This window comes from Marinobacter sp. LV10MA510-1 (genome assembly GCF_002563885.1).
GTDB lineage: Bacteria > Pseudomonadota > Gammaproteobacteria > Pseudomonadales > Oleiphilaceae > Marinobacter.
This window is the reverse complement of record NZ_PDJA01000001.1, coordinates 1,462,955-1,489,881: the sequence shown is the minus strand read 5'-3', so window position 1 is coordinate 1,489,881 and position 26,927 is coordinate 1,462,955. Positions and strand designations below refer to the sequence as shown.

The following is a 26,927-nucleotide window of genomic DNA, read 5'->3' as shown; positions in this document are numbered from 1 at the left end:
GCTTTTGGAGTAGCCCATGCTGAGCAAAGATCTTGAACTTACATTGAATTCGGCCTTCAAGAATGCCCGTGACAAACGTCACGAATTCATGACAGTAGAGCATTTGCTGTTGGCCCTTTTGGACAACGATTCGGCAGTGGGAGTTCTGAAAGCGTGCGGCGCAGAGTTAGGCCTGCTAGAACAGGAACTGCTTGAATTTGTTGACTCTACAACGCCACTCATTCCGGATTCTGACGGCGATCGAGAAACCCAGCCAACCTTGGGCTTTCAACGTGTGCTGCAGCGTGCGGTTTTCCACGTGCAGTCGTCTGGCAAAAAAGAGGTAACCGGCGCCAACGTGCTGGTGGCGATCTTTAGTGAGCAGGAAAGCCAGGCGGTTTACCTGCTGAAAAAGCAGAACGTAGCGCGCATTGACGTGGTAAATTTTGTGTCTCACGGCATTTCCCGAGTTCAGGGTGCCGAGGATCAGGAAGGCCGCGAGGCTGCCCAAGAGGAGAGCGGCGAAGAAGCGACGCAGTCCACACCCCTGGAAAATTACACCACCAACCTGAATGAACAGGCCCGCCTGGGCCGTATCGATCCGCTAATCGGTCGCGAGCACGAAGTCGAGCGTGTGGTGCAGATTCTGGTGCGCCGCCGCAAAAACAATCCCCTGTTGGTCGGCGAGGCCGGCGTTGGTAAAACCGCCATTGCCGAAGGGCTGGCCAAGCGCATTGTGGATGCTCAGGTCCCGCAAGTGATTGCCGATGCGGTGGTGTACTCGCTGGATCTCGGAGCGCTGCTGGCGGGTACCAAGTACCGCGGTGATTTTGAAAAGCGTTTGAAAGGTCTGCTGTCGGATCTGAAAAAGCAGGAACACGCTATTTTGTTTATCGATGAAATTCACACCATTATTGGCGCCGGCTCGGCGTCGGGTGGCGTGATGGACGCGTCGAACCTGCTCAAACCCATGCTCGGCTCGGGTGAGCTGCGCTGCATTGGTTCGACCACCTACCAGGAATTCCGCGGTATATTTGAAAAAGATGCTGCCCTGGCTCGCAGATTCCAGAAAATTGATGTCAACGAACCCAGCGTCGAAGACACTTATCTGATCCTAAAAGGTCTGAAACCAAATTTTGAGAAGCATCACGATTTAACCTACACCGATCAAGCCCTGCGGGTGGCCGCAGAGCTGTCTGAACGCTACATCAATGACAGGCACTTGCCTGACAAGGCCATAGACGTGATCGACGAGGCCGGCGCTCATCAGCGCTTGATGAGCGAAGACAAACGCAAAAAAGTGATCGATGTGGCAGAAATTGAGGAAGTCGTGGCCAATATTGCACGCATCCCACCCAAGAGCGTGTCCACCAGTGACAAAGATGTGCTGCGTAATATGGAGCGGGACCTTAAAATGGTGGTGTTCGGGCAAGACCCGGCCATCGCATCCCTGTCTACGGCCATCAAGCTGGCTCGCGCCGGGCTCAAATCACCGGAAAAACCGGAAGGTGCGTTCCTGTTTGCCGGCCCCACCGGTGTCGGTAAAACCGAAGTCACCAAGCAGTTGGCCAAGGTGTTGGGTATCGAGCTGGTGCGCTTTGATATGTCCGAGTACATGGAGCGCCACACCGTGTCACGCCTGATTGGAGCCCCGCCGGGCTACGTCGGTTTTGACCAGGGCGGTCTGCTAACCGAAGCGGTGAACAAGCATCCGCACTGCGTACTGCTTCTGGATGAAATTGAAAAGGCTCACCCAGAGGTGTTTAACCTGCTGCTGCAGGTAATGGACCACGGCACGCTGACGGACAACAACGGTCGTAAAGCCGACTTCCGTCACGTAATCCTGGTGATGACGACCAACGCCGGTGCCGAAAGCATGGCCCGTCGCTCCATGGGCTTCAGTGAGCAAAATCACCGCAGCGATGGCATGGAAGTCATCAGCAAAACCTTTACGCCTGAATTCCGCAACCGTTTGGATGGCATTATTCAGTTTGCGGATCTGCAGCGCCAGACCATCACTCACGTGGTGGACAAGTTCCTCACCGAACTGCAGGCCCAGCTGGACGACAAGCACGTGGTGTTGCACGTAGACGAACCTTCCAAGCTGTGGCTAGCCGACAAGGGCTACGATGTGGCCATGGGTGCAAGGCCGATGTCACGGTTGATTCAGGACAAGATCAAGCGGCCCCTGGCCGAGCAGATCCTGTTTGGTCGACTGGCCGAGAAAGGCGGTGAAGTGTTTGTGCACCTCGAAAATGACGAACTGGTGTTCGAATACGAGCCGGAACCCGCAGAAGCGGTGTGACCATCGATTGAGTTTTAGTCCGGAAAAAAGAAAAGCCCGCAATTGCGGGCTTTTCTATGAATACGTGCTCGAAAATTAACGCGCGCGGTAAACGATGCGGCCTTTGCTCAGGTCGTATGGCGTCAGTTCCACTTTGACTTTATCGCCGGTCAGGATGCGGATGTAGTTCTTGCGCATCTTTCCAGAGATGTGTGCGGTCACAACGTGGCCGTTGCTCAGCTCAACACGGAACATGGTGTTTGGTAGCGTATCGATAATAACGCCTTCCATTTCAATGACATCTGTCTTCGCCATTCAGTAAAAACCTCGTTTTGGAATACTTTCCGTAATTTTAAATTGCGTAATACTGCCTGATTTCGAGCCGTTTAGCAAAAGTCAGTTGCTATCGAGCGCTTGCCAGCGGTTATCCGTGAACTGCTCGATGGGTTTGAAGCGGCTTTTGTAGTTCATTTTGCGACATTCCAGAATCCAGTACCCCAGATACACATGGCTGAGCTGCTGGCGCCGGGCCTCTTCAATTTGCCAGAGTACCGCGAAGGTGCCCAGGCTGCGATGATCCATGTCCGGTTCAAACACGGTATAGATAGCCGACAGGCCGTCGTCCAGACGGTCAACCGCCGCCAACCCGATAAGCTCGCCATGCAGGGTCATTTCCAGAAACCAGGAATCGGTCTGGCCTTCCACCAGAAACGCCATGAACTGCTCTCGTGATGGCGGGTACATGTCGCCGTCTTTGTGGCGCAGCTCAATGTAGCGGGCATAAAGCCGATACCATTGCTCCGTATAGGCGGCTGGCACCAGCGCGCAGGCTACATCAGCGTTTTTTTTCCAGACCCGGCGTTGGTTGCGGTCGGGGATAAACTCTGCCACGGGTACCCTGACAGGAATACAGGCCTGGCAGTTTTCACAGTGGGGGCGGTAATAGTGTGAGCCGCTGCGGCGAAAGCCAAGAGCCGTCAGCTGGCTGTAAAGCGTGCGGTTAACCTCTGCTTTAGGATCTACAAACATGGTGGTGGATTGGCGACCTGGCAGATAGCTGCAGTCGTGAGCGGGCGTTGCAAAGAACACCAGTGTTGTCAAATTGCTCATTCACCCTCCGAGCCTGGCCAACGCCATTGAAACTGCCAGTCTGCCACTGCCGGTGGTTGTTTTGTATAGCGGCCGAGCAGGGCCAGAAACTCCGTTCGCGGTAGTGTTTGTGCGCCCATGCTCAACAGGTGATCGCTGGCTATCTGGCAGTCAATAATCCGGTATCCCCACTGCCGCAGCTGGTTGGCAAGGTGCACCATTAATACCTTGGACGCGTTGGTTTCCAGCGAGAACATAGACTCGCCAAAAAAACAGCTGCCCAGCGCTATGCCGTACATGCCGCCCGCCAATTCGCCGTGCGGGTTCCAGGCTTCAATAGAGTGGGCAATGCCCTCCCGATGCAGCTTGTTGTAGGCCTGAAGCATGTTTTCGGTAATCCAGGTGCCTTCGGCACGGGTAGATCCACACAGGCGCATAATCCGGCTGAAGGCCCGGTCTGCGGTTATCGTGAAATAACCTTTGTTGAGGCTGCGGCGCAGGCTGCGGGAAATGTGGATATTTTCCGGAAAAATGACGCAGCGCGGATCGGGTGACCACCAGAGTATGGGCTGGTCGTCGCTGTACCAGGGAAAAATACCGTTTTCATAGGCCAGCATCAGGCGCTTGCTGCTCAAATCGCCGCCGGCAGCCAGCAGGCCGTCGGGTTCCGCCAGCGCGCTTTCCGGCGGGGGGAACCACAGCACATGTTCAGGCAACCAGGGCAGAGACGTCATAGTGTATTCGCTGTTCAGCTCAGCTTTGTAGGTCCAGATAACGTTCGGCGTCCAACGCTGCCATACAGCCAAAACCGGACGAGGTTACCGCCTGGCGATACACATGATCGGCAACGTCACCGGCCGCAAACACGCCGGGCACGCTTGTCTGGGTCGCCATGCCGTCCAACCCGGAGCGGATGTGCAAATAGCCATTGGTCATTTCCAGCTGACCCTCGAACAGGCTGGTGTTGGGTTTATGGCCAATAGCGATAAACACACCGGAAAGCTCCATGTCCTGCTTGGAGTCGTCTTTCATGCTGCGGATGCGCATACCGGTTACGCCGGTGCCATCACCCAGCACTTCGTCCAGGGTATGATCCCAGATGATCCGGACATTGCCGTTGGCAGCTTTTTCAAACAATTTGTCCTGCAGAATTTTTTCTGCGCGCAAGCTGTCGCGGCGATGCACCAGCGTCACTTCGGCGGCGATGTTGGACAGGTACAGGGCTTCTTCAACGGCGGTGTTGCCGCCGCCGATAACCGCTACCTTCTGGTTGCGATAGAAAAAGCCGTCACAGGTTGCACAGGCCGACACACCCTGGCCCTTGAATTTCTCTTCCGACTCAAGCCCCAGGTACATGGCTGAGGCGCCGGTAGAAATGATCAGCGCATCGCAGGTGTGCTCCCCGCTGTCGCCCTTCAAGCGAAACGGACGCTGGTTCAAATCAACTTCATTTACCGTGTCATAAATGATTTTAGTTTCAAAGCGTTCCGCATGTTTCAACATGCGTTGCATTAACTCTGGTCCCTGCACGCCGTCGTTGTCACCGGGCCAGTTATCGACGTCTGTGGTGGTGGTCAACTGGCCACCCACTTCAATACCGGTGATCAATGTCGGCTTCAGGTTGGCGCGGGCTGCGTAAACGGCAGCGGTATAGCCGGCAGGGCCGGAACCCAGAATAATCAGGCGGGAGTGTGTGCTGGTGCTCATGCTGTTCTCACTTGATACGCGTGTGGTCATTGTGCCCGCAGCCCGTTATGGCAGCGGCACGAAATTTAAAAAGTTTAAAAAGCTTAGAAAGCTTAGAAAGCTTAGAAAGTTCAGTAGGAAGAGTTAAAGGCTATCATGAATAGCCGGTGCGCTTGCCAGTTGTTTTGGCCAATTCTGCCGATACGCCCGCTCTATGGGTTCAGTCGCCAGGCACCCATTAGATTCAGTCGCCAAGCACCGATACGCCGGCCAGCAAGCGTTGCACCCGCTCCCGGCTTTTGCCGCTTTCGCCCTGTTCCAGACGGTGCTCTGCCACCGCCGCAAACACTGCCTGTACGTCGTCTGGCAGCACGTAATCACGGCCCTGCATAAACGCCCAGGCTTTGGCTGCGCGCAGCAGGCCCAAACCGGCGCGCGGCGACAGGCCGTAAAGCAGGCCCGGAATGTTGCGGCTGGCTTCCAGCAGGCGCTGTACGTAATCCAGCAGCGCGGGGCTGGTGTTTACCTGCAGCACTGTTTGTTGAATGTGTTTCAGCTGCTTTTCAGCTAACAGAGTGGGCAGGCGCTTGGTCAGGCTGCGGCGGTCTTCGCCTTCCAGTAACTGACGTTCTGCCTGGGGGTCAGGGTAGCCCAGGTGCAAACGCATCAAAAACCGGTCGAGTTGGCTCTCTGGCAGCGCGAATGTACCACCTTGCTCGATGGGGTTTTGGGTGGCAATCACAAAAAACGGCTGGGGAAGGGGCCGGGTCTCACCTTCAATCGACACCTGCCGTTCTTCCATTGCCTCCAGTAGAGCGCTCTGGGTACGGGGTGAGGCGCGATTGATTTCGTCGGCCAGGATCAACTGGGCGAAAATTGGCCCCGGATGAAAAACCAGGCTGCCGGCGGCCTTATCATAAATTGAATAGCCCAGTACGTCCGCCGGCAACAAATCATTAGTAAATTGAATGCGTTGATAGCGCAGCCCCATTATGTGCGCCAGAGCGTGGGCAAGCGTGGTTTTACCCATGCCGGGAATGTCTTCAATCAGCAAATGGCCGCCGGCGAACAAGCTGCAAAGCGCCAGGCGAACCTGCTGGTCTTTGCCCAGCAGAATACCATTGAGTTCATGGACGATATGATTTATCGATTTGTTCATATTCTGATCAATCTTTTACCTGTTTTAAATGTCTGCGTAGCAGGCAATACGCCGGCCGCTCAGGAAAGAACAGGTGCGGCGCTATTAGGTCATCACGCCCGCCGGCAATTGCATCGTCACGCAGTGCAGGCTGCCACCTTGCTGAAGCAGCGGCCGACAGGGTATAGCGATGATTTCACGGCTGGGGAACAGGCTCTGCAGTGTGGCGATCGCTGCCGCATCCTGGGGCACATCGTATACCGGCAGCAATACCGCGCCGTTGATGATCAGAAAGTTGGCGTAAGTGGCCGGCAGGCGCTGGCCGTTTTCGTTATAAATAGCATCGGGCCATGGCAGAGGTGTTAGCCGGTAGGGCTCACCATTGGCTTGGCGGAATTCGCGCAGGCCTTCGGCCATGGCGTTAAGGGCGCCATAATGCTCGTCGTTTTCATCAGGGCAGGCGACATAGCAGATGTGGTCGGGTGCACAAAACCGTGCCAGGGTGTCTATGTGGCTGTCGGTATCGTCGCCGGCCAGGTAACCGTGATTAAGCCAGAGCACCCGGCGAATGCCCAGTAACTGGCTAAAAAGCTGCTCCATGCCGCTGCGGCTGTAATCGGGATTGCGGCTGGGACTTAGCAGGCATTCGCTGGTGGTCAGCAGAGTGCCTTCGCCATCGGTGTCGATGGCGCCGCCTTCCAGAATGAAGTCGACACTCTTCAGGGTGCTGCCGTCAAACGCGCCGGCCCTGAGCAGCCTGTTGTTCAGGGCGTTGTCTTTGCCCCACGGAAATTTATTGCCCCAGGCGTTAAAACTGAAATCAATCAGCCTGGAACCTTGGTACGTGAGCACCGTTAGAGGGCCGTGGTCCCGCGCCCAGCTATCGTCTGACGGCACAACCAGAACCAGCGCGCGGAATGCCACTCCAGCGGTTTCTGCATACTGATTTAGGTGTTCCTGCAGTCGCTGCGCCTGTTCTGGGTCTTCGCAGCTGATCAGTAGGGATTCGAAGCGCAAAACCGCGTGCGCAATGGCCATGAATACCGGCTCTGTCTGTGCCAGATTGCTGGCCCAAGCGGTTTTCCGGTGGGGCCAGGTCAGCATCACCGCACTCTGCGGCGCCCACTCTGCGGGCAATAACGGCTTCGAGTTCACTGGGCCAGTACCTTTACCTGTTGAAAAAAACCATTCTAACGGACAGCCGCCGGCACGTCAGGATCTACTGGCAAAACTTTTCGGCCTTTTCTGTGTCTGTGTCAGGGCGTGCGCTTCATAACCGCGCGGATAATCCGCTCGCTCTCGAAATACACCACAAAAGCGGGATAGTGCCACTGGCTGATGGGAGGCTGGCCTACCGGGCCGCCGGTTGACCCGGGTGAGCCCCAGCGCTCGCGCACGCGCTCGGCTTTCATGCCGGTCTGTGGCAGTGACATGACATCGCGGTCGCCCTGCTGGCCGAGCGGAATAATCAATTCCTGAGCACTGGCAGACATCACCGACAGGGTCGTCGCCAGAGCGGCAGATAACAGGCCTGCTCGCAACAAAGGGCGCCAAAAGTGATAGGTCTTCATGATCAGAATGACTCCTCAGCAGAAATGAATAAAACGTAATTTAGTCTGCGCTCTGGTCATTCGCCTCGGCAGTTCCGGTATTCGGTTGCTGGCGCTGGCGAATTTGCCAGCGCATGATGTGGCGCGCCAGCTGTTGACGGTCACTGTCTTCCAAGCGAACAAAGCGGATGCGAATCCGTGTGCCGTCGCGGTCTTTGGTGTTAACGCCGACTACTTCGCCAACGGCCCGGGGCTGGAGCAGTTCCGGCGGCAGAGTCAGGCGTATGGCAATATGGTCACCTACCTGCAAGCTGTCATCGTTGCTAATAAAGGCAACGCCACCCTCGCTGAGCGTGGTTTGGTGCCAATGCTCCGGTTGCAACGGATTTTGCTCAAAGGCCATAATGCGCGCCAGAATATCCAGCTTGGAGTTGAACGCTTTTAACAGGCTTTGCAACGCCCGGTCGCGCTCGCTTAAGCCGGCAAGTTGGGTTTTGATGTCATGGTCAAGACGTTGGAATTCTGCCTGTAAGCTGGTGAGCGGGGTATTTTCGAAGGCACTAAAATCGTCTTGGGTACTGGTGGGCAGTTTGTGCACCTCCAACCCAATCCGGTCGTTTATTCTAAAGTAATCCCGCCGTTCGCGTTGTTTCTTCGCATTGGCGCTGTCATCGTTGCACTGGGTCATTAGGACTCCGATACGGATGTTCGTTTGTAGGGTGAAGTTTAGCAGTTCCCGGCGCGGCATTAACACGACCGGGTTCAATCAATCACGAATTAGTCGCAGCCAGCAGCAGGCAAGGCTTTATGTTTAAACCTTTATCATTTTATATCGGCTTGCGCTATACCGCTGCCAAACGCCGCAATCACTTTATTTCGTTTATTTCACTCACCTCTATGATCGGCTTGATGCTGGGCGTTGCGGTGCTGATTATCGTGCTGTCAGTCATGAACGGTTTCGATCGCGAGCTGAAACAGCGAATTCTGGGTATGGTGCCCCACGCTATTATCGAGGGCGCCGGCCCGCTTGAAAACTGGGAAGCGGTAGACGCAGCAGTCGAGAAACACCCGCGAGTGTTGGCGGCGGCGCCGTTTATTCAGGGCCAGGCTATGGTCACCGGCGGCGGAGAGGTGCGCGGCGTGCTGTTAAACGGCATTTTGCCAGATCAGGAGCGAACCGTATCGATTATTGAAGACCACATGGAGCAGGGCAGCCTGGACGATCTGAAGTCTGGCGAATTCGGCATCATTATAGGGCGCTTTTTGGCGTCCAGCCTGCGTCTGCAGCTGGGTGACAAAATAACCGTGGTGCTGCCTGAAGTGTCGGTAACGCCGGCTGGCGTATTGCCGCGATTGAAGCGCTTTACTGTAAAGGGCGTGTTCAGCGTGGGAGCCGAACTAGACGGCAGTTATACTCTGATTCATATGGACGACGCCGCCAAGCTGATGCGTACAGACGGTAAAGCCCAAGGTATCCGCTTGCTGGTAGACGACCTGTTCGCCGCGCCGCGGGTGGCAGAGCAAGCGGCGCAGCTGCTTACCGGGCGCTATTACGTATCCGACTGGACCCGCACCCACGGCAATCTATTCCAGGCCATACGAATGGAAAAAACCATGATTGGCGTGTTGCTGATGTTCATTGTGGCGGTGGCGGCGTTCAATATTGTGTCCACTCTTGTCATGGTGGTTACCGACAAAACCGCAGACATTGCCATTTTACGCACCATGGGCGCGACTCCCGCGCGCATCATGCGCATTTTTATCGTGCAGGGCGCGGTCATCGGCATTTTCGGAACCTTGGTGGGCACTGTGCTTGGTATTCTGGGTGCGCTCAACATCAGCGGTTTCATCAGCTGGTTGGAGGGCGCACTGGGCCATCAGTTCCTCAGTGCCGATGTGTATTTTATCAGTTACTTGCCGTCCCAGCTGCTGTGGGAAGACGTCATGATCATCAGCGGTAGTGGCCTGGCCATGAGTCTGCTGGCCACTATTTACCCGGCCTGGCGTGCGTCTCGTATCGACCCGGCAGACGCGCTTAGATATGAATAGAGCCAACCTATGAGCAAAAGCATAAAAGACGTAACGGCTAACACCGCGAACTGGGTTATTGATTGCAATCAAGTGACCCGCACCTATAACCAGGGCCCGGAAAAGTTGACGATCTTTTCCGACATCTCGTTGCAAGTCACCGCCGGTGAAACCATTGCCATTGTGGGCAGTAGCGGCTCCGGAAAAACCACGCTGCTGAACTTGCTAGGCGGGCTAGACCGCCCGTCAACGGGCCATATCGAAATTTGCGGTAAGGAAATTTACAAACTGTCGGAAGCCGCGCGGGCGCGCTTTCGCAATAAGCATCTTGGGTTTGTATACCAGTTTCACCATTTGTTGCCGGAGTTCTCCGCGCTTGAGAACGTGATGATGCCCTGCGTGCTGGGTGGTGTCAGCGTGGCGGTAGCGCGCAAGAAGGCCGCTGTTCTGCTTAACAGTGTGGGGTTGGGCGCACGTCTGGAGCACAAGCCGGGCGAACTGTCTGGCGGTGAGCGCCAGCGCGTGGCCATTGCCCGAGCCCTGGTGAACGAGCCCGACTGCGTTTTGATGGACGAACCCACCGGCAATCTTGACGAACACACCGGTGCCGGTGTGCGCGCATTGATCGAATCGCTGCGCGATCAGTTTGGTATGGCGTTTGTGATGGTGACCCACGATATGTCGATGGCACGAAGCCTGGGGCGGGTTATGCGGCTGGAGCAGGGGCGTTTGGTGCACGAGGGCTAGTCGCGGCGTTGCCCCCGGCGCAGACTCCAGTTGGCGCGGACTTGTCTGCGCCATAACAACTGAATGATCAAATAAGCGAAGCAGGCAGACACCGTAGCCACAACCAGCGAGCCCAGGTAAAGCGGTACGCCAATATCCAGCAGGCGTTCACTGACCCACGCCCGTGACGGCGAGAATTCAAATTCCAGCAGCGGCCGGCTCAGCATCCAGGCCCCCAGTTTGTAGTTGAAGTAAAAAATCAGGGGCATGGTAACCGGGTTGCTGATCCACACCAGCGCCACCGCCAGCGGCAGGTTGGCGTTGAGCCAGATCGCGAAAAGCGCCGATGCAAGCATCTGGAAAGGCATCGGAATAAAGCAGAACCACACGCCTACCAGAAACGCACGAGCCACACTGTGGCGGTTGATATGCCACAGATTGGGTTCCCGTACGATATCGCCCAGAAAATTCAGCGATTTCATTTGCCTCACCTTTTCCGGAGACGGCAAATAGCGTTTCATGAACTTCTTCGGCATAAGAAGTTGTTCTGCCTATAGACGTGTAAACGACCGGTGTTAGGGACAACGCCGATGCCATAATTCAGGAGGACAAGGAATGTCCGGCGATTTTTTCAGTGACGACTCAAACCGCCCGCTGTCTCGCAGCCCGCGAGGCCTTGTTGTCGAGCCTTTGCTAATTGCGTTCTGTTGCGGCGTTATCTTACTGTATCGGTTGTCGGTGTTGCCAGCGTGGCAATGGCTGTTTGCGGCTATGGCAGGTTGCGGCCTGCTGGCGCTTTTGCTTCCTCACCGCTGGGGTCGCATGGCTTTTATGCTGCTTGCGGTGCTGTTAGCGGGCACCGCCTGGGCTTCATGGCACGCCAGTCAGCGCTTGCATGAGCGCCTGCCGGCGGCATGGGAAAGGGTGCCGCTGGAGGTGTCCGGTTATGTCTGCAGTCTTCCCGCTCGGGGCAGTTTTGACAGTTTAAAGTTCGATTTCTGCCTAGTGGAAAACGCTTACCAGCGTAACGTGCAAGCGCCATTACCGGCGCACTCTTTACCCTCCCGCTTGCGGCTGGCCTGGTACGGCGACCATCCGGATCAGTTACCCGGTCACACTCTGAATATAACGGTTGTGCTTAAACGCCCCCACGGTGGCTTGAACCTGACCGGTTTCCGCTATGAAGACTGGCTGTTCCGTCACGGTTACCGCGCCACCGGAAGTGTGCGCACGGTGGTGCCGGATGCCAGTATTGAATGTGGCCTGCACTGCCGTTACCGCTACCAGCACCGCCGCCTGCTGAACTGGGTGACGGCGAAGTTTGGCGAAGCCAGGCATTTCCCGTTGTTGTCGTCTTTGCTGATTGGCTATCGCGGCGCCATGACCCCCGCCCATTGGGACACTCTGAAAGCCACCGGCACCATTCACCTGGTGGCGATTTCGGGCCTGCATCTGGGGCTGGTGGCTTTGGGTATTGGATGGGTAGCGCGCCGGTGTGCGTTGGGGGTGCCCGAATTCATGTTGTCTGAACGTGCCAGGCGGCGCCTGGTGTTTGGCGCGGTGATGGTCGGCTGCCTGGCCTACGCGTTAATGTCCGGCTTTACCGTGCCCACCCGGCGCGCGCTGTTAATGATCGGTGTACTGGGCTGGGCGCTATTGCAAGGCTGGCACATACCGCCCTGGCGCAGCCTGCTGCTGGCGCTGACAGTGGTGTTGATTGCCGATCCATTTTCGCCGCTGGACGCCGGCTTCTGGCTGTCGTTTTGTGCGGTGGCGGTGCTGATACTGGTGTTCTCTGGGCGTCTTGGCGTGGTTCAGGGCGTGCTGGCGCTGGTGCTGGCGCAGACTGCCATGTTCGCCGGATTATGGCCGGGGCTGCTGTTACTGGGCCAGAATCAGCCGCTGGCGGGGTTTGTGGCCAATCTGTTTGCCATTCCGTGGGTGTCGATGGTGGTTATGCCGCTGCTGTTGTGCGGCGCCTTGTTAGTGGCGCTTGTACCCGCCAGCAGCGTGTGGGTGACGCTGCTTCTGGACACCGTATTGGGGGTTTTATGGCAAGGATTGCAGTGGCTGGCGGGCTGGGGCAGCCCGACAATTCAACTGGGTGTTGGCGCGGCCATCGGGTTGGCAGCGGTTGTACTTCTGGCTTTGTGGTATCCGCAGCGGGGCTTTCGTCTTGCGCTGGCGGTGTTACTGGGGCTTTGGTTAGTGTCGCACTGGTGGGTTCAGGCGCCGGTTGATAATCGCCCCGTACCTTTGCCACAGGTGATCGTGTGGGATGTCGGCCAGGGTCTTTCGGTTCTGGTGCGCCATCAGCAGCAGGCATTGCTGTATGACACCGGCCCAGCCATTCCCGGTGTGTTCTCGGCGGTAGAGTCGGTGATACTTCCCAACCTTCGGGCGCTGGGGGTGCAGCGCTTGGATACGCTGGTGGTGAGCCATGCCGATGGCGACCACAGCGGCGGGCTGGAGCAGCTTGTCACCGAATTGCCGCTGGCGCGTTTGATCAGCGGTGAAGCGGGCGAAACAGCCGATCGCCTGGAGCAGGCAGGGCTGGCCAGAAACGTGGACGACTGCAAGCGGCAGACCCTGATGTTAGGGCGGCTGGAGCTGGACTTCTGGCGCTCAGGCCGCGCCAAAGAAGGTAACGGTGCCTCCTGCGTGCTGCGCATCCGTGACCCTGCTTCGGCGACCGAGTGGCTGCTCACCGGTGATATTACCGTCAGGGAGGAAGCCGAATACCTGAGCTATTTGAATGATCAGTCTGCACAAAAAACGCAAAGGGCGCACAAGGCCATTAACAGGGTGCTGCTGGCGCCCCATCACGGCAGCAAAACGTCGTCGTCCGACGCTCTGGTTCAGGCACTGTCGCCGGATACTGTCATTTACACCGCCGGCTACCGCCATCGCTACGGCCACCCGCACCCGCAGGTAACTCGCCGTTATGCATTGACGGGTAGCCATCAGATTAATACCGCTTGCGCCGGAGCGGTGATTATGGAGGTTAATTCCGCCGGGCTGGCCATCCGCCAGGTGCAGCAGAATGCGCCATTCTGGATCAGCGGCCCGGGTCTGGCACGGGCGCAGTGTCTGGAACGGTTGCGCAAGGTCACACAATAGTCACTATGCTGAAAATGCTGACAGCTATGCTAAAGTAGCGCGGCTTGTAATTGACCAGGAGACCGAGCGTGTTCGAGCTTTTAAAAGCCGGTGGCATTTTGATGGTGCCCATACTGTTTTGTTCTGTGTTGGCATTGGCCATCATCCTTGAACGTTTCTGGAGTCTGCGTGACAGCCGGATTGCGCCGCCACAAGTGCTGAACGAGCTGTGGCGCTGGATCAAGAAAAAAGAGCTGAACGGCAAGCGTCTTAAAACCCTGCAGGCGTCGTCACCCATGGGGCGAGTGCTTGCCAGCGGTTTGCTGAACGCTAAACACGGCCGCGAGGTGATGAAAGAAAGCATCGAGCACGAAGCCAGTCAGGTGGTTCACCAGCTCGAGCGGTTTCTGAACCCACTGGGCACCGTTGCAACCATTACGCCATTGTTGGGCCTACTGGGCACGGTTATCGGCATGATCAAAGTGTTTGCGGAAATTCAGTTGGCCGGTGTGGGCAATGCCGGCAATCTGGCCGGCGGTATTTCCGAGGCTCTGATAACAACCGCCTCTGGCCTGAGTGTGGCAATACCCGCGTTGATTGCCCATCGCTATTTTATCCGCCGGGTAGATGCCCTGGTGGTAAACATGGAGCAAGAGGCCATCAAGTTGGTGGAAGTAGTACACGGCGACCGCGAAATTGGCGTGGAAGGAGCCTGAGCCCCGTGAAGTTCAAGCGCCAGCGCAGCCAGCAAATAGGCATGGACCTGACACCGCTGATCGACGTGGTGTTTTTGCTGTTGATTTTTTTCATGGTATCGACAACCTTCACCCGGGAAAGTCATCTTCAGGTGGAATTGCCGCAAGCCAGCGGTAATCCGGCAGCGCCAACAGAAGCCGAACAGATTGATGTGGTGATCAGCGCCGATGGCCAGTACCTGCTGAACGACAAACCGCTGGTCAACAATCGCCGCGAAACCCTGGAGCGGGGCATTCGGGAACTGGTCGACGCAGACACATCCTTGCCGTTCATTATTACCGCCGATGCCCGAACTCCCCACGAGTTTGTGGTGCGAGCGATGGATGCGGCCGGTCGCCTGGGTTACGCCAAACTCAGCATTACCACCGAACGTGAGGCCCAATCCCAGTGAGTGCAGCAAGTTCCCCAGGCCCGACAATCCCAAAGAGCTCTCTAGGCCCAAATCCAGACGCAGAGCCAGAAAACCCGGGTAAGATGTCAGAGGGCAGTTGGCACACCTATAAGCGCCTTTTACGCTATGTGAAACCCTTCTGGGTAGCGTTTACCCTGGCGATAATCGGCAACGTTATCTATGCCGCGGCGTCGACCGGCATGGCGGCGGCCATGGAATACGTCATCAAGGCCATTGAAAATCCGACCGAGCAGAATCGGCTGATTTTAACCCTGCTGATTGTCGGGGTGTTTGCGTTTCGTGGCCTGGGCACCTTCATGAGCCAATATTTCATCGCCTACGTGGGTCGTAACGTCATCAATGCCCTGCGCACCGATGTATTTGACCGCCTGCTAACCTTGCCGTCGCGCTACTTTGACGACAACGCGGCCGGCCGCCTGGTGTCGAAGCTGACATTCAACGTAGAGCAAGTGGCTGAAGCCGCTACCGACGCTATCACCATTACCTTTCGCGAAGGCCTGACCATCGTCGGGCTGCTGGGCTACATGCTGTACACCAACTGGAAACTTACGCTGGTATTTCTGGCAGTCGGGCCGTTGATCGGATTGGTGGTCAGTTACGCCAGCAAGCGCTTTCGTAAAATCAGCAAGCGTATTCAGGCCTCCATGGGCGACATTACCCACGTTGCGTCGGAGTCCATCAGCGGTTATCGGGTGGTGCGCACCTTTGGCGGAGAAGACTTCGAACGCAAGCGTTTTCAGAAGGTCAGTGAAGGCAACCTGAAGCAAAGCCTGAAAATGTCATCTACCCAGGCCATCAGCGTGCCGGTGATTCAGGTTCTGGTGGCCATTGCGATCGCTGCGCTGGTATGGACCATGTTGTCGCCCACTATTCGCGGCGAAATGAGCACAGGTCAACTCGTCGCGTTTATTACTGCGGCAACAACTATGGCCAAGCCCATTCGCCAGGTAACCTCCGTGCACTCAAAAATCCAGAAGGGCCTGGCGGCAGCCTACGATGTGTTTGAAACCCTGGACGAACGCCCGGAGCCGGATTTCGGCGACTTTGCTCCGCAACGGGTTACAGGCGACATCGAATTTCGTGACGTGGGCTTCAGCTATCGCGACCAGCTCGATAAGGTATTAAACGATATTTCGCTGACGGTGCCTGCGGGGCAGAGCGTTGCTTTGGTTGGCCGCAGTGGCAGTGGCAAATCCACGCTAGTGAGCCTGCTGCCGCGGTTTTACGATTACACCCACGGCGAAATCCGCATTGATGGCCATTTGCTGGAAGACTTTACGCTGCAGGCTTTGCGAGCCCAGATAGCGTTGGTTACCCAGAGCGTGGTGCTGTTTAACGATACGATTGCCGCGAATATTGCCTACGGTGCATTGCGCGATTGCAGCCCCGAGGCCATCCGTGAGGCCGCCGGCAAAGCCCACGCTCTGGAATTCATCGACCGCATGCCCGAAGGTCTGGAGACCATGATTGGCGACAACGGCGTTATGCTGTCCGGCGGCCAGCGCCAGCGCCTGGCCATTGCCCGCGCGCTACTGAAAGACGCACCTATTCTGATTCTGGACGAAGCCACATCGGCGCTGGATACCGAATCTGAGCGCTACATCCAAAATGCCATGGAAACGGTGATGAAAGGCCGCACCACCCTGGTGATTGCGCACCGCCTGTCGACCATTGAAAACGCCGATCGCATATTGGTGATGGATAATGGCCGAATAGTGGAATCCGGCCGCCACCAGGAGTTGCTGGACCAGGGCGGCGCCTATGCCCAACTGCATCAGATGCAGTTCAGTGAGCACGCATGATCAGCGGTAAGCGGTTATGAGTTCCCTGGTAGATCGGCTGTGGTATAGCCGGAATCGCCCGCTGGGATTTCTGGCGCCATTGGCTTGGCTGTACCGCCGCATTGCCGCATCGCGCCGGCGCAAAGCGTTAAAAAACCGGGCACCGGCGCTAACGGCTCCGGTGGTGGTGGTGGGCAATATCACCGCCGGTGGCACCGGCAAATCGCCGCTGACGGCCTGGCTGGTGACGCAACTGCGCAACGCCGGCTGGCACCCGGTGATTCTTAGCCGCGGTTACGGTGGCAAGTCCGGGCAATACCCGCTTTTTGTGAATGCCGATAGCAACGCCCGCATCGCCGGTGACGAACCGGTCATGCTGGCACGGGCCACTGGCTGCCCGGTGGTGGTAGATCCGCAACGGCTGCGTGCGGCGCACTACGCCATTGATCAAAGATTAGGCGATGTTCTGGTGTGCGACGATGGCCTGCAGCATTACGCTCTGCCCCGTGACATAGAACTGGCCGTATTCGACGCCAGCCGCGGCTTGGGCAACGGCGCCAGCATTCCGGTGGGGCCAATGCGCGAGCCAGCAGAACGGCTGAACTCGGTGGATTATATTATCCTTAACGGCTCTACCGGAGCAGGCGCTCGCCGCCATAGCCAATTTTCCGGCGTGCAACACAGTGCCATTTACACCATGAATCTGAACCCTATGTACCTTCTGCACCTGGCTAGCGGAGCGCAGGTACCGCTGGCAAAGCTGGTGGGGCAAAACCTGCTGGCGGTGGCGGGTATCGGAAATCCGGCGCGTTTTTTTGCTACCCTCAGTGCCTTGGGCGCACAGGTAAGGCCGCGGGCTTTTGCCGACCACCACCGCTTCAAGCCGAGCGACCTGAAAACCGACGCCGGGGAATGGCTGGTGATGACCGCCAAAGACGCGGTGAAATGCCAGGATTTTGCACCGGATAACGCTTACGCTCTGATGATTGAAGCCCAGCTGCCCGCCGAATTTGGCCGCCGGCTGCTAAGCCAGCTGGCCCGTTGGCGCCAGCAACACCCGATTAAAAGCAGCCCGCTGGCGGCTGCTTCCGTTGCAACAGAACGAGACCACCATCATGGATAAAAAACTGCTGGCGCTGCTGGCCTGCCCGGTGTGTAAAGGCGAGCTCAAGCTCAACGAGGAAAAAACCGAACTGCTGTGCTACCTGGACGCCATGGCGTTTCCCTTGCGCGAAGGTATTCCGGTGATGCTGGCTACCGAAGCCCGCACCCTGAGCACCGACGAACGCCTGCACAAAAGCTGAGCGAGGCGCTATTCATGTCCTTTACCACGCCCTTTACCGTTGTGATTCCCGCGCGCTTCGGCTCAAGCCGCTTGCCGGGCAAACCCTTGGCAGACATTGGCGGCCAGCCAATGATTCAGCACGTGTGGCAGCGGGCGCAGGAAAGCCGCGCCGGGCGCGTGGTGATTGCCACCGACGACCCACGGGTACAGCAAGCCTGTGTGCGCTTTGGTGCTGAAGTTGTCATGACCTCGATTGCCCATGTCAGCGGCACCGACCGTCTTGCTGAAGTGGCGCAGGCCTTGAATCTCGACGAAGACCACCGGGTGATTAACGTACAAGGGGACGAGCCACTGATTCCCAGCGTGTTGATTAATCAGGTCGCCGACAATCTGGACTTGCACCCCGAAGCGGCCATTGCCACTCTGTGCGAGCGCCTGCATGATACCGAATCGGTGTTTAACCCCAACGTGGTGAAAGTGGTTTTCGACCAGCAGGGGATGGCACATTATTTCAGCCGCGCGCCCATACCCTGGTATCGCGATGGCTGGGCCGGCGCTGCAGATGTCGCCGCAAATCGTGATTTGCCAGACAATGTCGGTTATTTTCGCCATATCGGCATTTATGGCTATCGCGCCGGCGTATTGGCGGATTTTGTGCGCTGGTCACCGGCGCCTGCCGAACAGGTGGAAGCGCTGGAACAATTGCGCGCGCTTTATCACGGCGCTCGCATTCATGTGGATCTGGCCGCCGTCAGTCCGCCAGCCGGGGTAGATACCGAAGCAGATCTGCAACGAGTAAGGGCTTTTTTGAACAAGCAGGAGACAAACTAATGGCAGCCTCTGTCAGCGTTTTATTTGTGTGTCTGGGTAACATTTGCCGCTCACCCACCGCCGAAGGCGTGTTTCGTAAACAGGTAGCGTCTGCCGGTCTTGAACAGCAGGTACGTATTGATTCCTGCGGTACCGGTGACTGGCACATTGGCAAAGGTCCGGATGAGCGCGCGGTGACCGCGGCCGGGCGAATCGGTATCGATATCAGCGGCCTGAGGGCGCGTCAGTTCGAGGCTGAAGACCTGGACCGTTTTGACTATGTGTTGGTGATGGACCGCCAGAATCTGGCAGACGTGAAAGAAATCTGGCACCAGAACGGCGGCACCGTGCCACAGCTGTTTCTGGACTTTGCCGATTTTGATGACCAGGAAGTGCCAGATCCGTACTTCGGTGCAGACGATGGTTTTCAGCACGTGCTGGAACTGATTCATCAAGCTGGTGAAGGTTTGCTGAATGACATCCGCGGAAAGCTGGGGTGAAAACCCTGCCAGAAATACGGGAAAGGGTAGATTTAACGCCCTATAACACCCTGGCCATTGCGGCCAGTGCCCGTTATTTCGCCCGCATAACCCATCGTGAACAGGTTGGCGCCACCCTGGCCTGGGCTGATGAAAAAAATCTGCCGGTGCTGATTGTCGGGGGTGGCAGTAACCTGGTGTTCCGCACCGACATTGATGGCCTGGTTGTGCACATGGCCTTGGCCGGACGGCACTGGCGTGATATCAGTATTGAGGCGGCCACGCTGGTGCTGGGTGCCGGTGAAAACTGGCATGATGCGGTTTTGTACGCCGCCCGCAGCGGTTATCGTGGTATCGAAAATCTGGCGCTGATTCCCGGCACCTGTGGTGCTGCACCGGTACAGAATATCGGCGCTTACGGTGTAGAGTTGGCAGACACGTTGGTGTGTGCCACTGTTCTGGATCGTAGCACTGGCAAGCAAATCACCCTAAGCGCAGAAGCGTGCAATTTCGCCTACCGTGACAGCTTGTTTAAACAGCAGCCCGAACGGTATCTTATTCTGGACGTGCATCTGCGCCTGTCCCGCAGCCGGCCTTTCCAGTTAGGTTACGGCGAGCTTGCGGCGTACTTTGGCGACACGCCCGTGGCAAAATTAAACGCTGAAGACGTGGCCGAAGCGGTGATGGCCGTTCGCCGCCGCAAACTGCCAGACCCGCAGCGCCTGCCAAACGCCGGCAGTTTTTTTAAAAACCCGGTGGTCAGCCAAGAGGTGTTTGAGCAGTTGCAAAGCCGTTTTTCAGATCTGGTTGCCTACCCACTGCCACACGATCAGGGCGTGAAACTGGCGGCGGGCTGGCTGATTGAACAGTGCGGTTGGAAAGGCTACCGCAACAAGTGGGTAGGTGTGCACAATCGCCAGGCCCTGGTGTTAATCAACCACGGCGACGGCAGCGGTGAACAGTTGCTGGCGCTGGCCCAGGAAATACGTGAGTCGGTTCAGGCGCGCTTTGGCGTTGAGCTGGAACAGGAGCCTCTTACACAGCCGGCCATTCATTAGCCAAACCGATCGGTCACGAATAAAAAACCCTGGTGCGTTTCGGCGACCAGGGTTTTTCATGAAGCGCTTCTGTTGCTGTTTAAAATGTTACAGCGGCGAAACACTCTTCAGAAAAGGAATCGCATCCGCCAGGGCAACATCCTGTTTGTCGGCATCGCGGCGGCCCTTGTATTCCAGAGTGCCGGCTTCCAATCCGCGGTCGGATACCACAAAGCGATGGGGAATACCCGTCAGCTCCATATCCGCAAACTTTACTCCCGGCCGCTCGTTGCGGTCGTCTAGCAGCACGTCGTAACCGGCTTCTTGCAGCTGTTGGTAGAGCTTTTCACCGGCTTCGGCCACGGTTGGCGACTTATGGCCGTTCAGAAGCACCACGGCAACCCGGAAAGGCGCAATCGCGTCGGGCCATATAATGCCGCGGTCATCGTGATTTTGCTCGATGGACGCCGCCACAATCCGCGACACGCCAATGCCGTAGCAGCCCATGTCCATAGTGGCGGTTTTGCCATTTTCATCCAGCACCGTGGCGTTCAGCGCTTTGCTGTATTTGTTGCCCAGTTTGAAAATATGGCCCACTTCAATACCGCGGCGAATTTCCAGGGTACCCTGTCCACAGGGGCTGGCATCACCCTCCACCACGTTGCGCAGGTCTTCCACCCGGCCCAGGGGCAGGTCGCGCTGCCAGTTTACGCCGGTCAGATGCACGTCATTCTTGTTGGCGCCGCAGACAAAGTCTGCCAGGTGCGCTGCGCTGCGGTCGACAATCACCGACACCGACAGATTCACCGGCCCGATCGAGCCAGGTTCGCAACCGGTGGCGCGCAAGATTTCCTCGTCCGTGGCCATGGTCAACGGGTCGGCCACGCCGGCCAGATTTTCCGCCTTGATCTCATTCAGGGTGTGGTCGCCGCGCAGAATCAGCGCCACCAATCCCGGGTCACTGCCTTCTTCGGCACCGGCTTCAGCTTCGGCTTTCACCAGCAGAGTTTTCACGGTATGCGTGGCGTCACTTTTCAGAAACCCGACAATGTCGGCAATGGTGCGTTGGCCCGGCGTCGCCACTTCGGTCATCACCTGGGAGGGCGCGGGGCGCTCGCCGGCGGGTGCGACCGCTTCGGCTTTTTCTATATTCGCCGCGTAGTCGCTGTCGGTGCTGAACACTATGGCGTCTTCACCAGAGGAAGCCAGCACGTGAAATTCCTGGGAGCCACTGCCGCCAATGGCGCCAGAATCAGCCTGCACGGGGCGGTAATCCAGGCCCAGGCGATCAAATATGGCGCAGTAGGTGCGGTGCATCAGCTGGTAAGTTTCGTCCAGGGATTCGGCGCTGATGTGAAATGAATAGGCGTCTTTCATGATGAACTCCCGTGCGCGCATCACGCCAAAACGGGGGCGGCGCTCGTCACGGAATTTTGTTTGAATTTGAAAGAAGTTGGCCGGCAGCTGCTTATAGCTTTTCAGCTCGTTGCGGATCAGGTCGGTAATCACTTCTTCGTGGGTAGGGCCAAAGCAAAACTCGCGGCCGTGGCGATCGTTCATGCGCAGCAGTTCGCCGCCGTATTCGTCCCAACGGCCGGATTCCCGCCACAGTTCTGCCGGCTGCACCGCCGGCATCAGCAATTCTTGCGCGCCGCTGCGGTCCATTTCCTCACGCACAATACGCTCAACTTTGCGTAGGGTGCGCAGGCCCATGGGCAGCCATGTGTATAGGCCGGCGGCCAGTTTGCGGATCAGACCGGCACGCAGCATCAGCTGGTGGCTGATGATCTCGGCGTCGGCAGGTGTTTCTTTCTGGGTGGCAATCAGATAACGGCTTGCTCGCATTTTAGGTTCCGTCAGGAGTGATTCATGGAGAGGCCGCAGCCTCAAAAATAATGGGCTCTATTGTACGGAGCTGCAACAGGCAGGTACAGACACCGGCCCGGTAAAGTTGGGCTTGGCGGGTTGTAGGGGCGCGCAGCCCGCAAGGTCAGGACAAATAGCCTAAGGGCAGGGCCGTGTTGTCCAGAACCCGTCGCAGCACAAAGCTTGAATGCACGCCGCTCACCCCGGCAATGCGGGTGATCTGGTTCAGCAGAAAGTGATGGTAATGGTCCATGTCCGGCACTACCACTTTGAGCATGTAGTCCGCATCGTGGCCGGTAATCAGGTAGCATTCCAGCACCTCCGGATAGGCGCTGATGGCCCCCTCAAACGCCGCAAAACGCTCTGGGGTGTGCCGGTCCATACCAATCAGAATGATGGCGGTGAGCGCCAGTCCCAGCTTCTTGTGATTGAGAATGGTGGCCGTGCGCACAATCACGCCACATTGCTCCAGCGCACGCACCCGGCGCAGGCATGGCGACGGCGATAGCCCGACTTTGTCGGCCAGCTGTTGGTTAGTGAGCGAGCCGTCTTTTTGCAGATGGTCCAGAATTTTCCGGTCGGTTTTGTCCAGTACAATCAGGGTTTCGGATTTATTAAGCATATTCTGCCTCTTATTTCGGTTTAAGCAATATTTAATGGCTTTATAATCCGATTTGTAGTCTTTATTAGCAATCACCTGCGCCGCCTTTTTGTGTACTCTTGTGTTCTGTAACTGGCAGTCCGCACCCGCAAAAGGAAATCGTTGTATGGCTTTTGATCATCAAAAATACGCAGCCTTCAAGCCCATCGCCAAAACCAACCGGCGCTGGCCCGATCGTGTGATTGAGCGGGCGCCCACCTGGTGCGCGGTTGATTTACGGGATGGCAACCAGGCTCTGGTCAAACCTATGTCGGTCAGCCAGAAACAGCGGATGTTTGATTTGCTGGTAAAGCTGGGCTTCAAGGAAATCGAGATTGGTTTTCCCGCAGCCAGCCAGCCGGACTTTGATTTCTGCCGCAAACTAATCGAACAAGGGCGCATTCCTGACGATGTAAAAATTCAGGTGCTGACCCAGGCCCGGCCGGCGCTGATCAAGCGCACTTACGAAGCGCTGGAAGGCGCAAAAAAAGCCATTGTGCACGTTTATAATTCCACTTCCACCGTGCAGCGCCAGCAGGTTTTCGGGTTAGACCGTGACGGCATCCGTGATATTGCCGTAGAGGGAGCGCGTTTGGTGAAGGAGCTGGCTGCCGGTTACCCCAACACCGAATGGACCTTTCAATATTCACCGGAGAGCTTTACCGGCACCGAGCTGGATTTTGCTGCTGAAGTCATCGATGCAGTGACCGACGTGTGGCGCCCGGACCAAGGCCAACCGGTCATTATTAACCTGCCTGCCACGGTAGAGATGGCCACGCCTAACGTATTTGCCGATCAGATTGAGTGGATTTGCGACACCATTCAGCGCCGCGAACATCTGAGCATCAGCGTGCACACTCACAATGACCGGGGCTGTGGCGTAGCCGCGGCTGAGCTGGCGGTAATGGCCGGCGCCGATCGGGTGGAAGGCACCCTGATGGGGAACGGCGAACGCACCGGTAATATGGACCTGGTGACCATGGCCATGAACCTGTATTCACAGGGGATTGACCCAACCCTGGATTTGTCCGGCATGGCTGACATTACCGAGGTGGTTGAAGCCTGCACCGAAATTTCGACCCATCCGCGCCACCCCTACGCCGGTGAACTTGTATTCACCGCATTTTCTGGCAGTCATCAGGACGCCATCCGCAAATGTCTGGCCCAGCGCAAAGAAGGTGATGCCTGGAATGTGGCCTATTTGCCGATTGATCCGTTCGACCTGGGCCGTCGCTATGACGAGGTGGTGCGTATCAACAGTCAATCTGGCAAGGGCGGCGTGGCTTATGTGCTAGAGCGGGATTACAACATCAGCTTGCCACGTTGGCTGCAAATTGAATTCAGCAAAGTGGTGCAGCGTGAAGCGGAAAACAACGGCGGCGAAATCGATTCTATGAGCATTCATCGCCTGTTTGAAGCTCGCTACCTTGCGGTGCCGGCCGACTGGGCATTACGCACTTACGATCTTCATCGTAACGAAGAGGGCGTACGCGCAGATTTGGTCATAGGTAACGAAAACAGCCCGGTAACGCTTCAAGGCTATGGTTCCGGTGCGGTGGAAGCGGTGGCGGCGGCGCTGTCCCAGCGTTTCTCCATTATCCTGGCGGTAGAGGCTTATGACGAGTTCGCTCTGGGCGCGGGTACGTCGGCCAATGCCATGGCGTGTATTCGTTTGCAGGCTAACGGCCAGACATGCAGCGCAGCAGCCTTGGCGGAAGACACCACGTCGGCGACCTTGCAGGCGTTATTAAATGCGGTGGCCCAAGCTGTAAATCCGGTAAATAAAACGTCCAGAACAGGCAGTGAGGCGTTAAGCGCCTGAGTTCAGGATTTAAATCAGCCATAAAAAAACGGGCCGGTGAATCATCGGCCCGTTTTCTGACTGGTCACGCTTTAACAGCGACAGCCCTTATCAAACAGGCGTTACGTTCTCTGCCTGCGGGCCTTTGGGGCCGTCGGTTACAGTAAACTGCACTTTCTGGCCTTCAGCCAGAGTGCGAAAACCGTCTGCGTTGATGGCGCTGAAGTGAACGAATACGTCACTGCCGTCTTCCTGGGCGATAAAGCCAAAGCCTTTTGCTTCGTTGAACCACTTCACGTGGCCAGTTGTGGTCTCAGACATCGATCTTTCCTGTATTTCACATGAGCTCCTATAAACGGAGCTTTTTCTGATTTTCCCCGGTAGGGGTTTTGGTACTGCCATCCCAGTATAGACCCGACAAAGGCGCCGTCAACGCCCTTTCGGGCGCTGTTTTGAAATATTCACCGAGGCCGGAACTGGTCGCTGATTTCTTCCAGAATGGACGGATCATCAATGGTGCTTGGCACGTTGTAGGCTTCGCCGTCTGCAATCTGGCGTATCACCCGGCGCAGAATCTTGCCAGAACGCGTTTTTGGTAAGCGGTCAACCACCATGGCCCGTTTAAAGCAGGCGATGGCGCCGATTTTGTCACGCATCATTTCTACCAGTTCATCTTCCAGTTCGTCATGGTCAATGGTGGCGCCGTCTTTAATCAGCACCAGCCCGATCGGAATCTGGCCTTTCATTTCGTCATGAGCACCTACCACGCAGCATTCAGCGACCGCCGGGTGAGACGACACTACTTCTTCCATTTCACCGGTAGATAACCGGTGGCCGGCTACGTTAATCACGTCGTCGGTGCGGCCCATAACGAAGATATAACCATCTTCATCTTCAAAGCCGCCATCACCGGTGCTGTAAAAGCCGGGAATAGCGTCAAGATAACTTTCGCGGAAGCGCGTGTCATCGCCCCAGACGGTTTGCAGACAGCCCGGCGGCAGTGGCAGTTTTATCGCGATCTGGCCCTGTTCACCCGCCGGCATCTGATTGCCGCGTATATCGACTATCTGAACATCGTAGCCGGGGGATGGCATAGTGGCGGAACCCGGCTTAGTGGTCATCATTTCAATACCGGCGGGGTTACAGCAGATGGCCCAACCAGTCTCGGTTTGCCACCAGTGGTCGAGCACGGGCAAGTGGGTATGCTCACGCAGCCAGTCATAGGTGGCCGGGTCCAGACGCTCGCCGGCCAGGTAGATGCGTTTCAGCGAGCTGATGTCGTATTTCTTTAAAAAATCCGCTTCCGGATCTTCTTTGCGCACCGCGCGGAATGCGGTTGGGGCGGTAAACAGAATATTCACCTTGTGATCCTGAACCACGCGCCAGAAACCACCGGCGTCGGGGGTGCGAACCGGTTTGCCTTCGTACAGTACGGTGGTGCAGCCGGCAAACAGCGGCGCGTAAACAATATAGCTGTGGCCAACTACCCAGCCCACATCCGAGGCGGTCCAGAACACATCACCGGGGCTGGCGTCGTAAACCAGCTTCATGCTGTATTTTAGTGCCACCGCGTGGCCGCCGTTATCCCGCACCACACCTTTGGGTTTGCCGGTGGTGCCGGAGGTGTAAAGAATGTACAGAGGATCAGTCGATTTAACGGCTACCGGGGCAGCCGGTTCGGCGTTGCGGGTCAGGTCGTTCCAGTCCACATCTCTGGGGCTTTGCAGGCTGGCCAGTGCTTCCGGGCGCTGATACACAACACACAGCTCAGGTTTGTGTTTCGCCTGCTCCAGAGCCTTATCCACCAGCGGCTTGTAGGCAATCACTTTGCTGACTTCGATGCCGCAGGACGCGGTAATCAGGGCCTTGGGCGTTGCATCGTCAATGCGAACGGCCAGTTCGTGGGCCGCAAAGCCGCCAAACACCACCGAATGAACCGCGCCAATACGGGCGCAGCCCAGCATCGCAATCACCGCCTGAGGGATCATCGGCATGTAAATAACCACGCGATCGCCTTTTTCAATGCCGCGGGCTTTCAGGGCGCCGGCAAAACGCGCGACTTCATCGGTCAGCTGATTGTAGGTGTAGCTTTTCTGGGTATTGGTCACCGGTGAGTCGTAAATCAGTGCGGTTTGTTCACCACGGCCAGCGCGAAGGTTGGCGTCCAGAGCAATGTCGCTGGTGTTCAACTCGCCATCAGTAAACCAGTCGCCGTGGCCGTTGTCTTTGGCCTGCCAGATGGTGTGCGGAAATGTAATCCATTCGATGTCGGCGGCCTTTTCACGCCAGAAATCGTCCGGCCTGCTGATCGAGCGTGTAAATTCTGCGTTGTAGTCCATTAACTCCACCTCACTGTGTCAGTGTTTATTCTTAATGTATTTGTTAACCACTTTAGGCCGTTTCCGTCACGCAACCAGTAGACCATGGGCGTAGATTTGCGGGCGTGGGCCCGAATAAAGCAATCACACGACAAAATGAGGT

General features: G+C 56.9%; 26 protein-coding genes. 13 read left to right on the top strand and 13 right to left on the bottom strand.

Annotation, left to right across the window (positions count from 1 at the left end):
* Nucleotides 1-16 precede the first annotated feature (16 nt).
* Complete coding sequence (gene clpA, locus ATI45_RS07135) at nucleotides 17-2,284, top strand: ATP-dependent Clp protease ATP-binding subunit ClpA (RefSeq protein WP_098418879.1); 2,268 nt, start codon at nucleotides 17-19, stop codon at nucleotides 2,282-2,284.
* 75 nt (nucleotides 2,285-2,359) lie between these two features.
* Here the strand turns inward: clpA and infA are convergent, their stop codons facing one another.
* From infA to ATI45_RS07095, 8 genes are all read right to left on the bottom strand, one after another.
* Nucleotides 2,360-2,578 carry a translation initiation factor IF-1 gene (infA, locus tag ATI45_RS07130; RefSeq protein ID WP_007350942.1) on the bottom strand — a complete coding sequence of 73 codons (219 nt, stop codon included), beginning with the start codon at nucleotides 2,576-2,578 and terminating at the stop codon, nucleotides 2,360-2,362.
* An 81-nt stretch (nucleotides 2,579-2,659) separates the two neighbouring features.
* A complete protein-coding gene (locus ATI45_RS07125; protein WP_098418878.1) occupies nucleotides 2,660-3,373 on the bottom strand; it encodes an arginyltransferase in 714 nt (237 codons plus the stop codon).
* Entirely contained in the window at nucleotides 3,370-4,086 is a 717-nt protein-coding gene (aat, locus tag ATI45_RS07120) for a leucyl/phenylalanyl-tRNA--protein transferase (RefSeq protein WP_098418877.1), read from the bottom strand. Before aat ends, ATI45_RS07125 begins: the two co-directional genes overlap by 4 nt.
* A gap of 19 nt (nucleotides 4,087-4,105) precedes the next feature.
* Complete coding sequence (trxB, locus tag ATI45_RS07115) at nucleotides 4,106-5,059, bottom strand: thioredoxin-disulfide reductase (protein ID WP_098418876.1); 954 nt, start codon at nucleotides 5,057-5,059, stop codon at nucleotides 4,106-4,108.
* Between the two features lie 223 nt (nucleotides 5,060-5,282).
* Complete coding sequence (locus ATI45_RS07110; protein ID WP_098418875.1) at nucleotides 5,283-6,197, bottom strand: AAA family ATPase; 915 nt, start codon at nucleotides 6,195-6,197, stop codon at nucleotides 5,283-5,285.
* 84 nt (nucleotides 6,198-6,281) lie between these two features.
* A complete protein-coding gene (locus ATI45_RS07105; protein WP_098418874.1) occupies nucleotides 6,282-7,331 on the bottom strand; it encodes an agmatine deiminase family protein in 1,050 nt (349 codons plus the stop codon).
* A 101-nt stretch (nucleotides 7,332-7,432) separates the two neighbouring features.
* Nucleotides 7,433-7,747, bottom strand: coding sequence for a hypothetical protein (locus ATI45_RS07100; RefSeq protein WP_098418873.1), 315 nt, complete (start codon nucleotides 7,745-7,747; stop codon nucleotides 7,433-7,435).
* Between the two features lie 40 nt (nucleotides 7,748-7,787).
* The gene (locus tag ATI45_RS07095) at nucleotides 7,788-8,414 is read right to left on the bottom strand and encodes a PilZ domain-containing protein (RefSeq protein ID WP_098418872.1); all 627 of its coding nucleotides are present in this window, start codon (nucleotides 8,412-8,414) and stop codon (nucleotides 7,788-7,790) included.
* Nucleotides 8,415-8,533: 119 nt separating this feature from the next.
* Between ATI45_RS07095 and ATI45_RS07090 the strand changes: the two genes are divergently transcribed.
* Together ATI45_RS07090 and ATI45_RS07085 are read left to right on the top strand one after the other, a co-directional pair.
* Entirely contained in the window at nucleotides 8,534-9,775 is a 1,242-nt protein-coding gene (locus ATI45_RS07090) for a lipoprotein-releasing ABC transporter permease subunit (protein ID WP_098418871.1), read from the top strand.
* A gap of 9 nt (nucleotides 9,776-9,784) precedes the next feature.
* Nucleotides 9,785-10,501 carry an ABC transporter ATP-binding protein gene (locus tag ATI45_RS07085; protein WP_098418870.1) on the top strand — a complete coding sequence of 239 codons (717 nt, stop codon included), beginning with the start codon at nucleotides 9,785-9,787 and terminating at the stop codon, nucleotides 10,499-10,501.
* Here ATI45_RS07085 and ATI45_RS07080 read toward each other — a convergent pair.
* On the bottom strand, nucleotides 10,498-11,016 hold the full coding sequence (locus ATI45_RS07080; protein ID WP_179888240.1) for a DUF2062 domain-containing protein: 519 nt from the start codon (nucleotides 11,014-11,016) through the stop codon (nucleotides 10,498-10,500). The genes ATI45_RS07085 and ATI45_RS07080 overlap by 4 nt on opposite strands.
* Before the next feature lie 79 nt (nucleotides 11,017-11,095).
* Between ATI45_RS07080 and ATI45_RS07075 the strand changes: the two genes are divergently transcribed.
* The 9 genes from ATI45_RS07075 to murB all read left to right on the top strand — a co-directional run bounded on the left by ATI45_RS07075 (nucleotide 11,096) and on the right by murB (nucleotide 20,160).
* Nucleotides 11,096-13,600 (top strand): DNA internalization-related competence protein ComEC/Rec2, encoded by a 2,505-nt coding sequence (locus tag ATI45_RS07075; RefSeq protein WP_098418869.1) that lies wholly within the window; start codon nucleotides 11,096-11,098, stop codon nucleotides 13,598-13,600.
* Nucleotides 13,601-13,668: 68 nt separating this feature from the next.
* Complete coding sequence (locus tag ATI45_RS07070; RefSeq protein ID WP_098418868.1) at nucleotides 13,669-14,295, top strand: MotA/TolQ/ExbB proton channel family protein; 627 nt, start codon at nucleotides 13,669-13,671, stop codon at nucleotides 14,293-14,295.
* 5 nt (nucleotides 14,296-14,300) lie between these two features.
* The gene (locus ATI45_RS07065) at nucleotides 14,301-14,726 is read left to right on the top strand and encodes an ExbD/TolR family protein (protein WP_098418867.1); all 426 of its coding nucleotides are present in this window, start codon (nucleotides 14,301-14,303) and stop codon (nucleotides 14,724-14,726) included.
* Nucleotides 14,727-14,809: 83 nt separating this feature from the next.
* Nucleotides 14,810-16,549, top strand: a complete 1,740-nt coding sequence (gene msbA, locus ATI45_RS07060) for a lipid A export permease/ATP-binding protein MsbA (protein WP_098418866.1) — start codon at nucleotides 14,810-14,812, stop codon at nucleotides 16,547-16,549.
* A 16-nt stretch (nucleotides 16,550-16,565) separates the two neighbouring features.
* The gene (lpxK, locus tag ATI45_RS07055) at nucleotides 16,566-17,651 is read left to right on the top strand and encodes a tetraacyldisaccharide 4'-kinase (protein WP_098418865.1); all 1,086 of its coding nucleotides are present in this window, start codon (nucleotides 16,566-16,568) and stop codon (nucleotides 17,649-17,651) included.
* Entirely contained in the window at nucleotides 17,644-17,832 is a 189-nt protein-coding gene (locus tag ATI45_RS07050; RefSeq protein ID WP_098418864.1) for a Trm112 family protein, read from the top strand. Before lpxK ends, ATI45_RS07050 begins: the two co-directional genes overlap by 8 nt.
* 14 nt (nucleotides 17,833-17,846) lie before the next feature.
* The gene (gene kdsB, locus ATI45_RS07045; RefSeq protein ID WP_098418863.1) at nucleotides 17,847-18,644 is read left to right on the top strand and encodes a 3-deoxy-manno-octulosonate cytidylyltransferase; all 798 of its coding nucleotides are present in this window, start codon (nucleotides 17,847-17,849) and stop codon (nucleotides 18,642-18,644) included.
* Nucleotides 18,644-19,123, top strand: coding sequence for a low molecular weight protein-tyrosine-phosphatase (locus tag ATI45_RS07040; RefSeq protein ID WP_098418862.1), 480 nt, complete (start codon nucleotides 18,644-18,646; stop codon nucleotides 19,121-19,123). Before kdsB ends, ATI45_RS07040 begins: the two co-directional genes overlap by 1 nt.
* The gene (gene murB, locus ATI45_RS07035) at nucleotides 19,120-20,160 is read left to right on the top strand and encodes a UDP-N-acetylmuramate dehydrogenase (protein ID WP_098418861.1); all 1,041 of its coding nucleotides are present in this window, start codon (nucleotides 19,120-19,122) and stop codon (nucleotides 20,158-20,160) included. Before ATI45_RS07040 ends, murB begins: the two co-directional genes overlap by 4 nt.
* Before the next feature lie 87 nt (nucleotides 20,161-20,247).
* Here the strand turns inward: murB and ATI45_RS07030 are convergent, their stop codons facing one another.
* Both ATI45_RS07030 and ATI45_RS07025 read right to left on the bottom strand, forming a co-directional pair.
* Complete coding sequence (locus ATI45_RS07030) at nucleotides 20,248-21,984, bottom strand: proline--tRNA ligase (RefSeq protein WP_098418860.1); 1,737 nt, start codon at nucleotides 21,982-21,984, stop codon at nucleotides 20,248-20,250.
* Nucleotides 21,985-22,129: 145 nt separating this feature from the next.
* Nucleotides 22,130-22,627: an Lrp/AsnC family transcriptional regulator gene (locus ATI45_RS07025; protein WP_098421678.1), complete on the bottom strand. Its 498-nt coding sequence runs from the start codon at nucleotides 22,625-22,627 to the stop codon at nucleotides 22,130-22,132.
* 145 nt (nucleotides 22,628-22,772) lie between these two features.
* Between ATI45_RS07025 and leuA the strand changes: the two genes are divergently transcribed.
* Nucleotides 22,773-24,467, top strand: coding sequence for a 2-isopropylmalate synthase (leuA, locus tag ATI45_RS07020; protein WP_098418859.1), 1,695 nt, complete (start codon nucleotides 22,773-22,775; stop codon nucleotides 24,465-24,467).
* Nucleotides 24,468-24,557: 90 nt separating this feature from the next.
* On the opposite strand, the gene ATI45_RS07015 is transcribed toward leuA, so the two are convergent.
* Together ATI45_RS07015 and ATI45_RS07010 are read right to left on the bottom strand one after the other, a co-directional pair.
* On the bottom strand, nucleotides 24,558-24,767 hold the full coding sequence (locus ATI45_RS07015; protein WP_007352080.1) for a cold-shock protein: 210 nt from the start codon (nucleotides 24,765-24,767) through the stop codon (nucleotides 24,558-24,560).
* A gap of 140 nt (nucleotides 24,768-24,907) precedes the next feature.
* Nucleotides 24,908-26,785, bottom strand: coding sequence for a propionyl-CoA synthetase (locus ATI45_RS07010; RefSeq protein ID WP_098418858.1), 1,878 nt, complete (start codon nucleotides 26,783-26,785; stop codon nucleotides 24,908-24,910).
* Between the last annotated feature and the right edge of the window lie 142 nt (nucleotides 26,786-26,927).

What these genes read in the sequence shown, in the direction of transcription:
- clpA (WP_098418879.1), top strand. Translation starts at nt 17, where the DNA reads ATGCTGAGCAAAGATCTTGAACTTACATTGAATTCGGCCTTCAAGAAT.
- infA (WP_007350942.1), bottom strand. Translation starts at nt 2,578, where the DNA reads ATGGCGAAGACAGATGTCATTGAAATGGAAGGCGTTATTATCGATACG.
- ATI45_RS07125 (WP_098418878.1), bottom strand. Translation starts at nt 3,373, where the DNA reads ATGAGCAATTTGACAACACTGGTGTTCTTTGCAACGCCCGCTCACGAC.
- aat (WP_098418877.1), bottom strand. Translation starts at nt 4,086, where the DNA reads ATGACGTCTCTGCCCTGGTTGCCTGAACATGTGCTGTGGTTCCCCCCG.
- trxB (WP_098418876.1), bottom strand. Translation starts at nt 5,059, where the DNA reads ATGAGCACCAGCACACACTCCCGCCTGATTATTCTGGGTTCCGGCCCT.
- ATI45_RS07110 (WP_098418875.1), bottom strand. Translation starts at nt 6,197, where the DNA reads ATGAACAAATCGATAAATCATATCGTCCATGAACTCAATGGTATTCTG.
- ATI45_RS07100 (WP_098418873.1), bottom strand. Translation starts at nt 7,747, where the DNA reads ATGAAGACCTATCACTTTTGGCGCCCTTTGTTGCGAGCAGGCCTGTTA.
- ATI45_RS07095 (WP_098418872.1), bottom strand. Translation starts at nt 8,414, where the DNA reads ATGACCCAGTGCAACGATGACAGCGCCAATGCGAAGAAACAACGCGAA.
- ATI45_RS07090 (WP_098418871.1), top strand. Translation starts at nt 8,534, where the DNA reads ATGTTTAAACCTTTATCATTTTATATCGGCTTGCGCTATACCGCTGCC.
- ATI45_RS07085 (WP_098418870.1), top strand. Translation starts at nt 9,785, where the DNA reads ATGAGCAAAAGCATAAAAGACGTAACGGCTAACACCGCGAACTGGGTT.
- ATI45_RS07080 (WP_179888240.1), bottom strand. Translation starts at nt 11,016, where the DNA reads ATGCCGAAGAAGTTCATGAAACGCTATTTGCCGTCTCCGGAAAAGGTG.
- ATI45_RS07075 (WP_098418869.1), top strand. Translation starts at nt 11,096, where the DNA reads ATGTCCGGCGATTTTTTCAGTGACGACTCAAACCGCCCGCTGTCTCGC.
- msbA (WP_098418866.1), top strand. Translation starts at nt 14,810, where the DNA reads ATGTCAGAGGGCAGTTGGCACACCTATAAGCGCCTTTTACGCTATGTG.
- lpxK (WP_098418865.1), top strand. Translation starts at nt 16,566, where the DNA reads ATGAGTTCCCTGGTAGATCGGCTGTGGTATAGCCGGAATCGCCCGCTG.
- ATI45_RS07050 (WP_098418864.1), top strand. Translation starts at nt 17,644, where the DNA reads ATGGATAAAAAACTGCTGGCGCTGCTGGCCTGCCCGGTGTGTAAAGGC.
- kdsB (WP_098418863.1), top strand. Translation starts at nt 17,847, where the DNA reads ATGTCCTTTACCACGCCCTTTACCGTTGTGATTCCCGCGCGCTTCGGC.
- ATI45_RS07040 (WP_098418862.1), top strand. Translation starts at nt 18,644, where the DNA reads ATGGCAGCCTCTGTCAGCGTTTTATTTGTGTGTCTGGGTAACATTTGC.
- ATI45_RS07030 (WP_098418860.1), bottom strand. Translation starts at nt 21,984, where the DNA reads ATGCGAGCAAGCCGTTATCTGATTGCCACCCAGAAAGAAACACCTGCC.
- ATI45_RS07025 (WP_098421678.1), bottom strand. Translation starts at nt 22,627, where the DNA reads ATGCTTAATAAATCCGAAACCCTGATTGTACTGGACAAAACCGACCGG.
- leuA (WP_098418859.1), top strand. Translation starts at nt 22,773, where the DNA reads ATGGCTTTTGATCATCAAAAATACGCAGCCTTCAAGCCCATCGCCAAA.
- ATI45_RS07015 (WP_007352080.1), bottom strand. Translation starts at nt 24,767, where the DNA reads ATGTCTGAGACCACAACTGGCCACGTGAAGTGGTTCAACGAAGCAAAA.
- ATI45_RS07010 (WP_098418858.1), bottom strand. Translation starts at nt 26,785, where the DNA reads ATGGACTACAACGCAGAATTTACACGCTCGATCAGCAGGCCGGACGAT.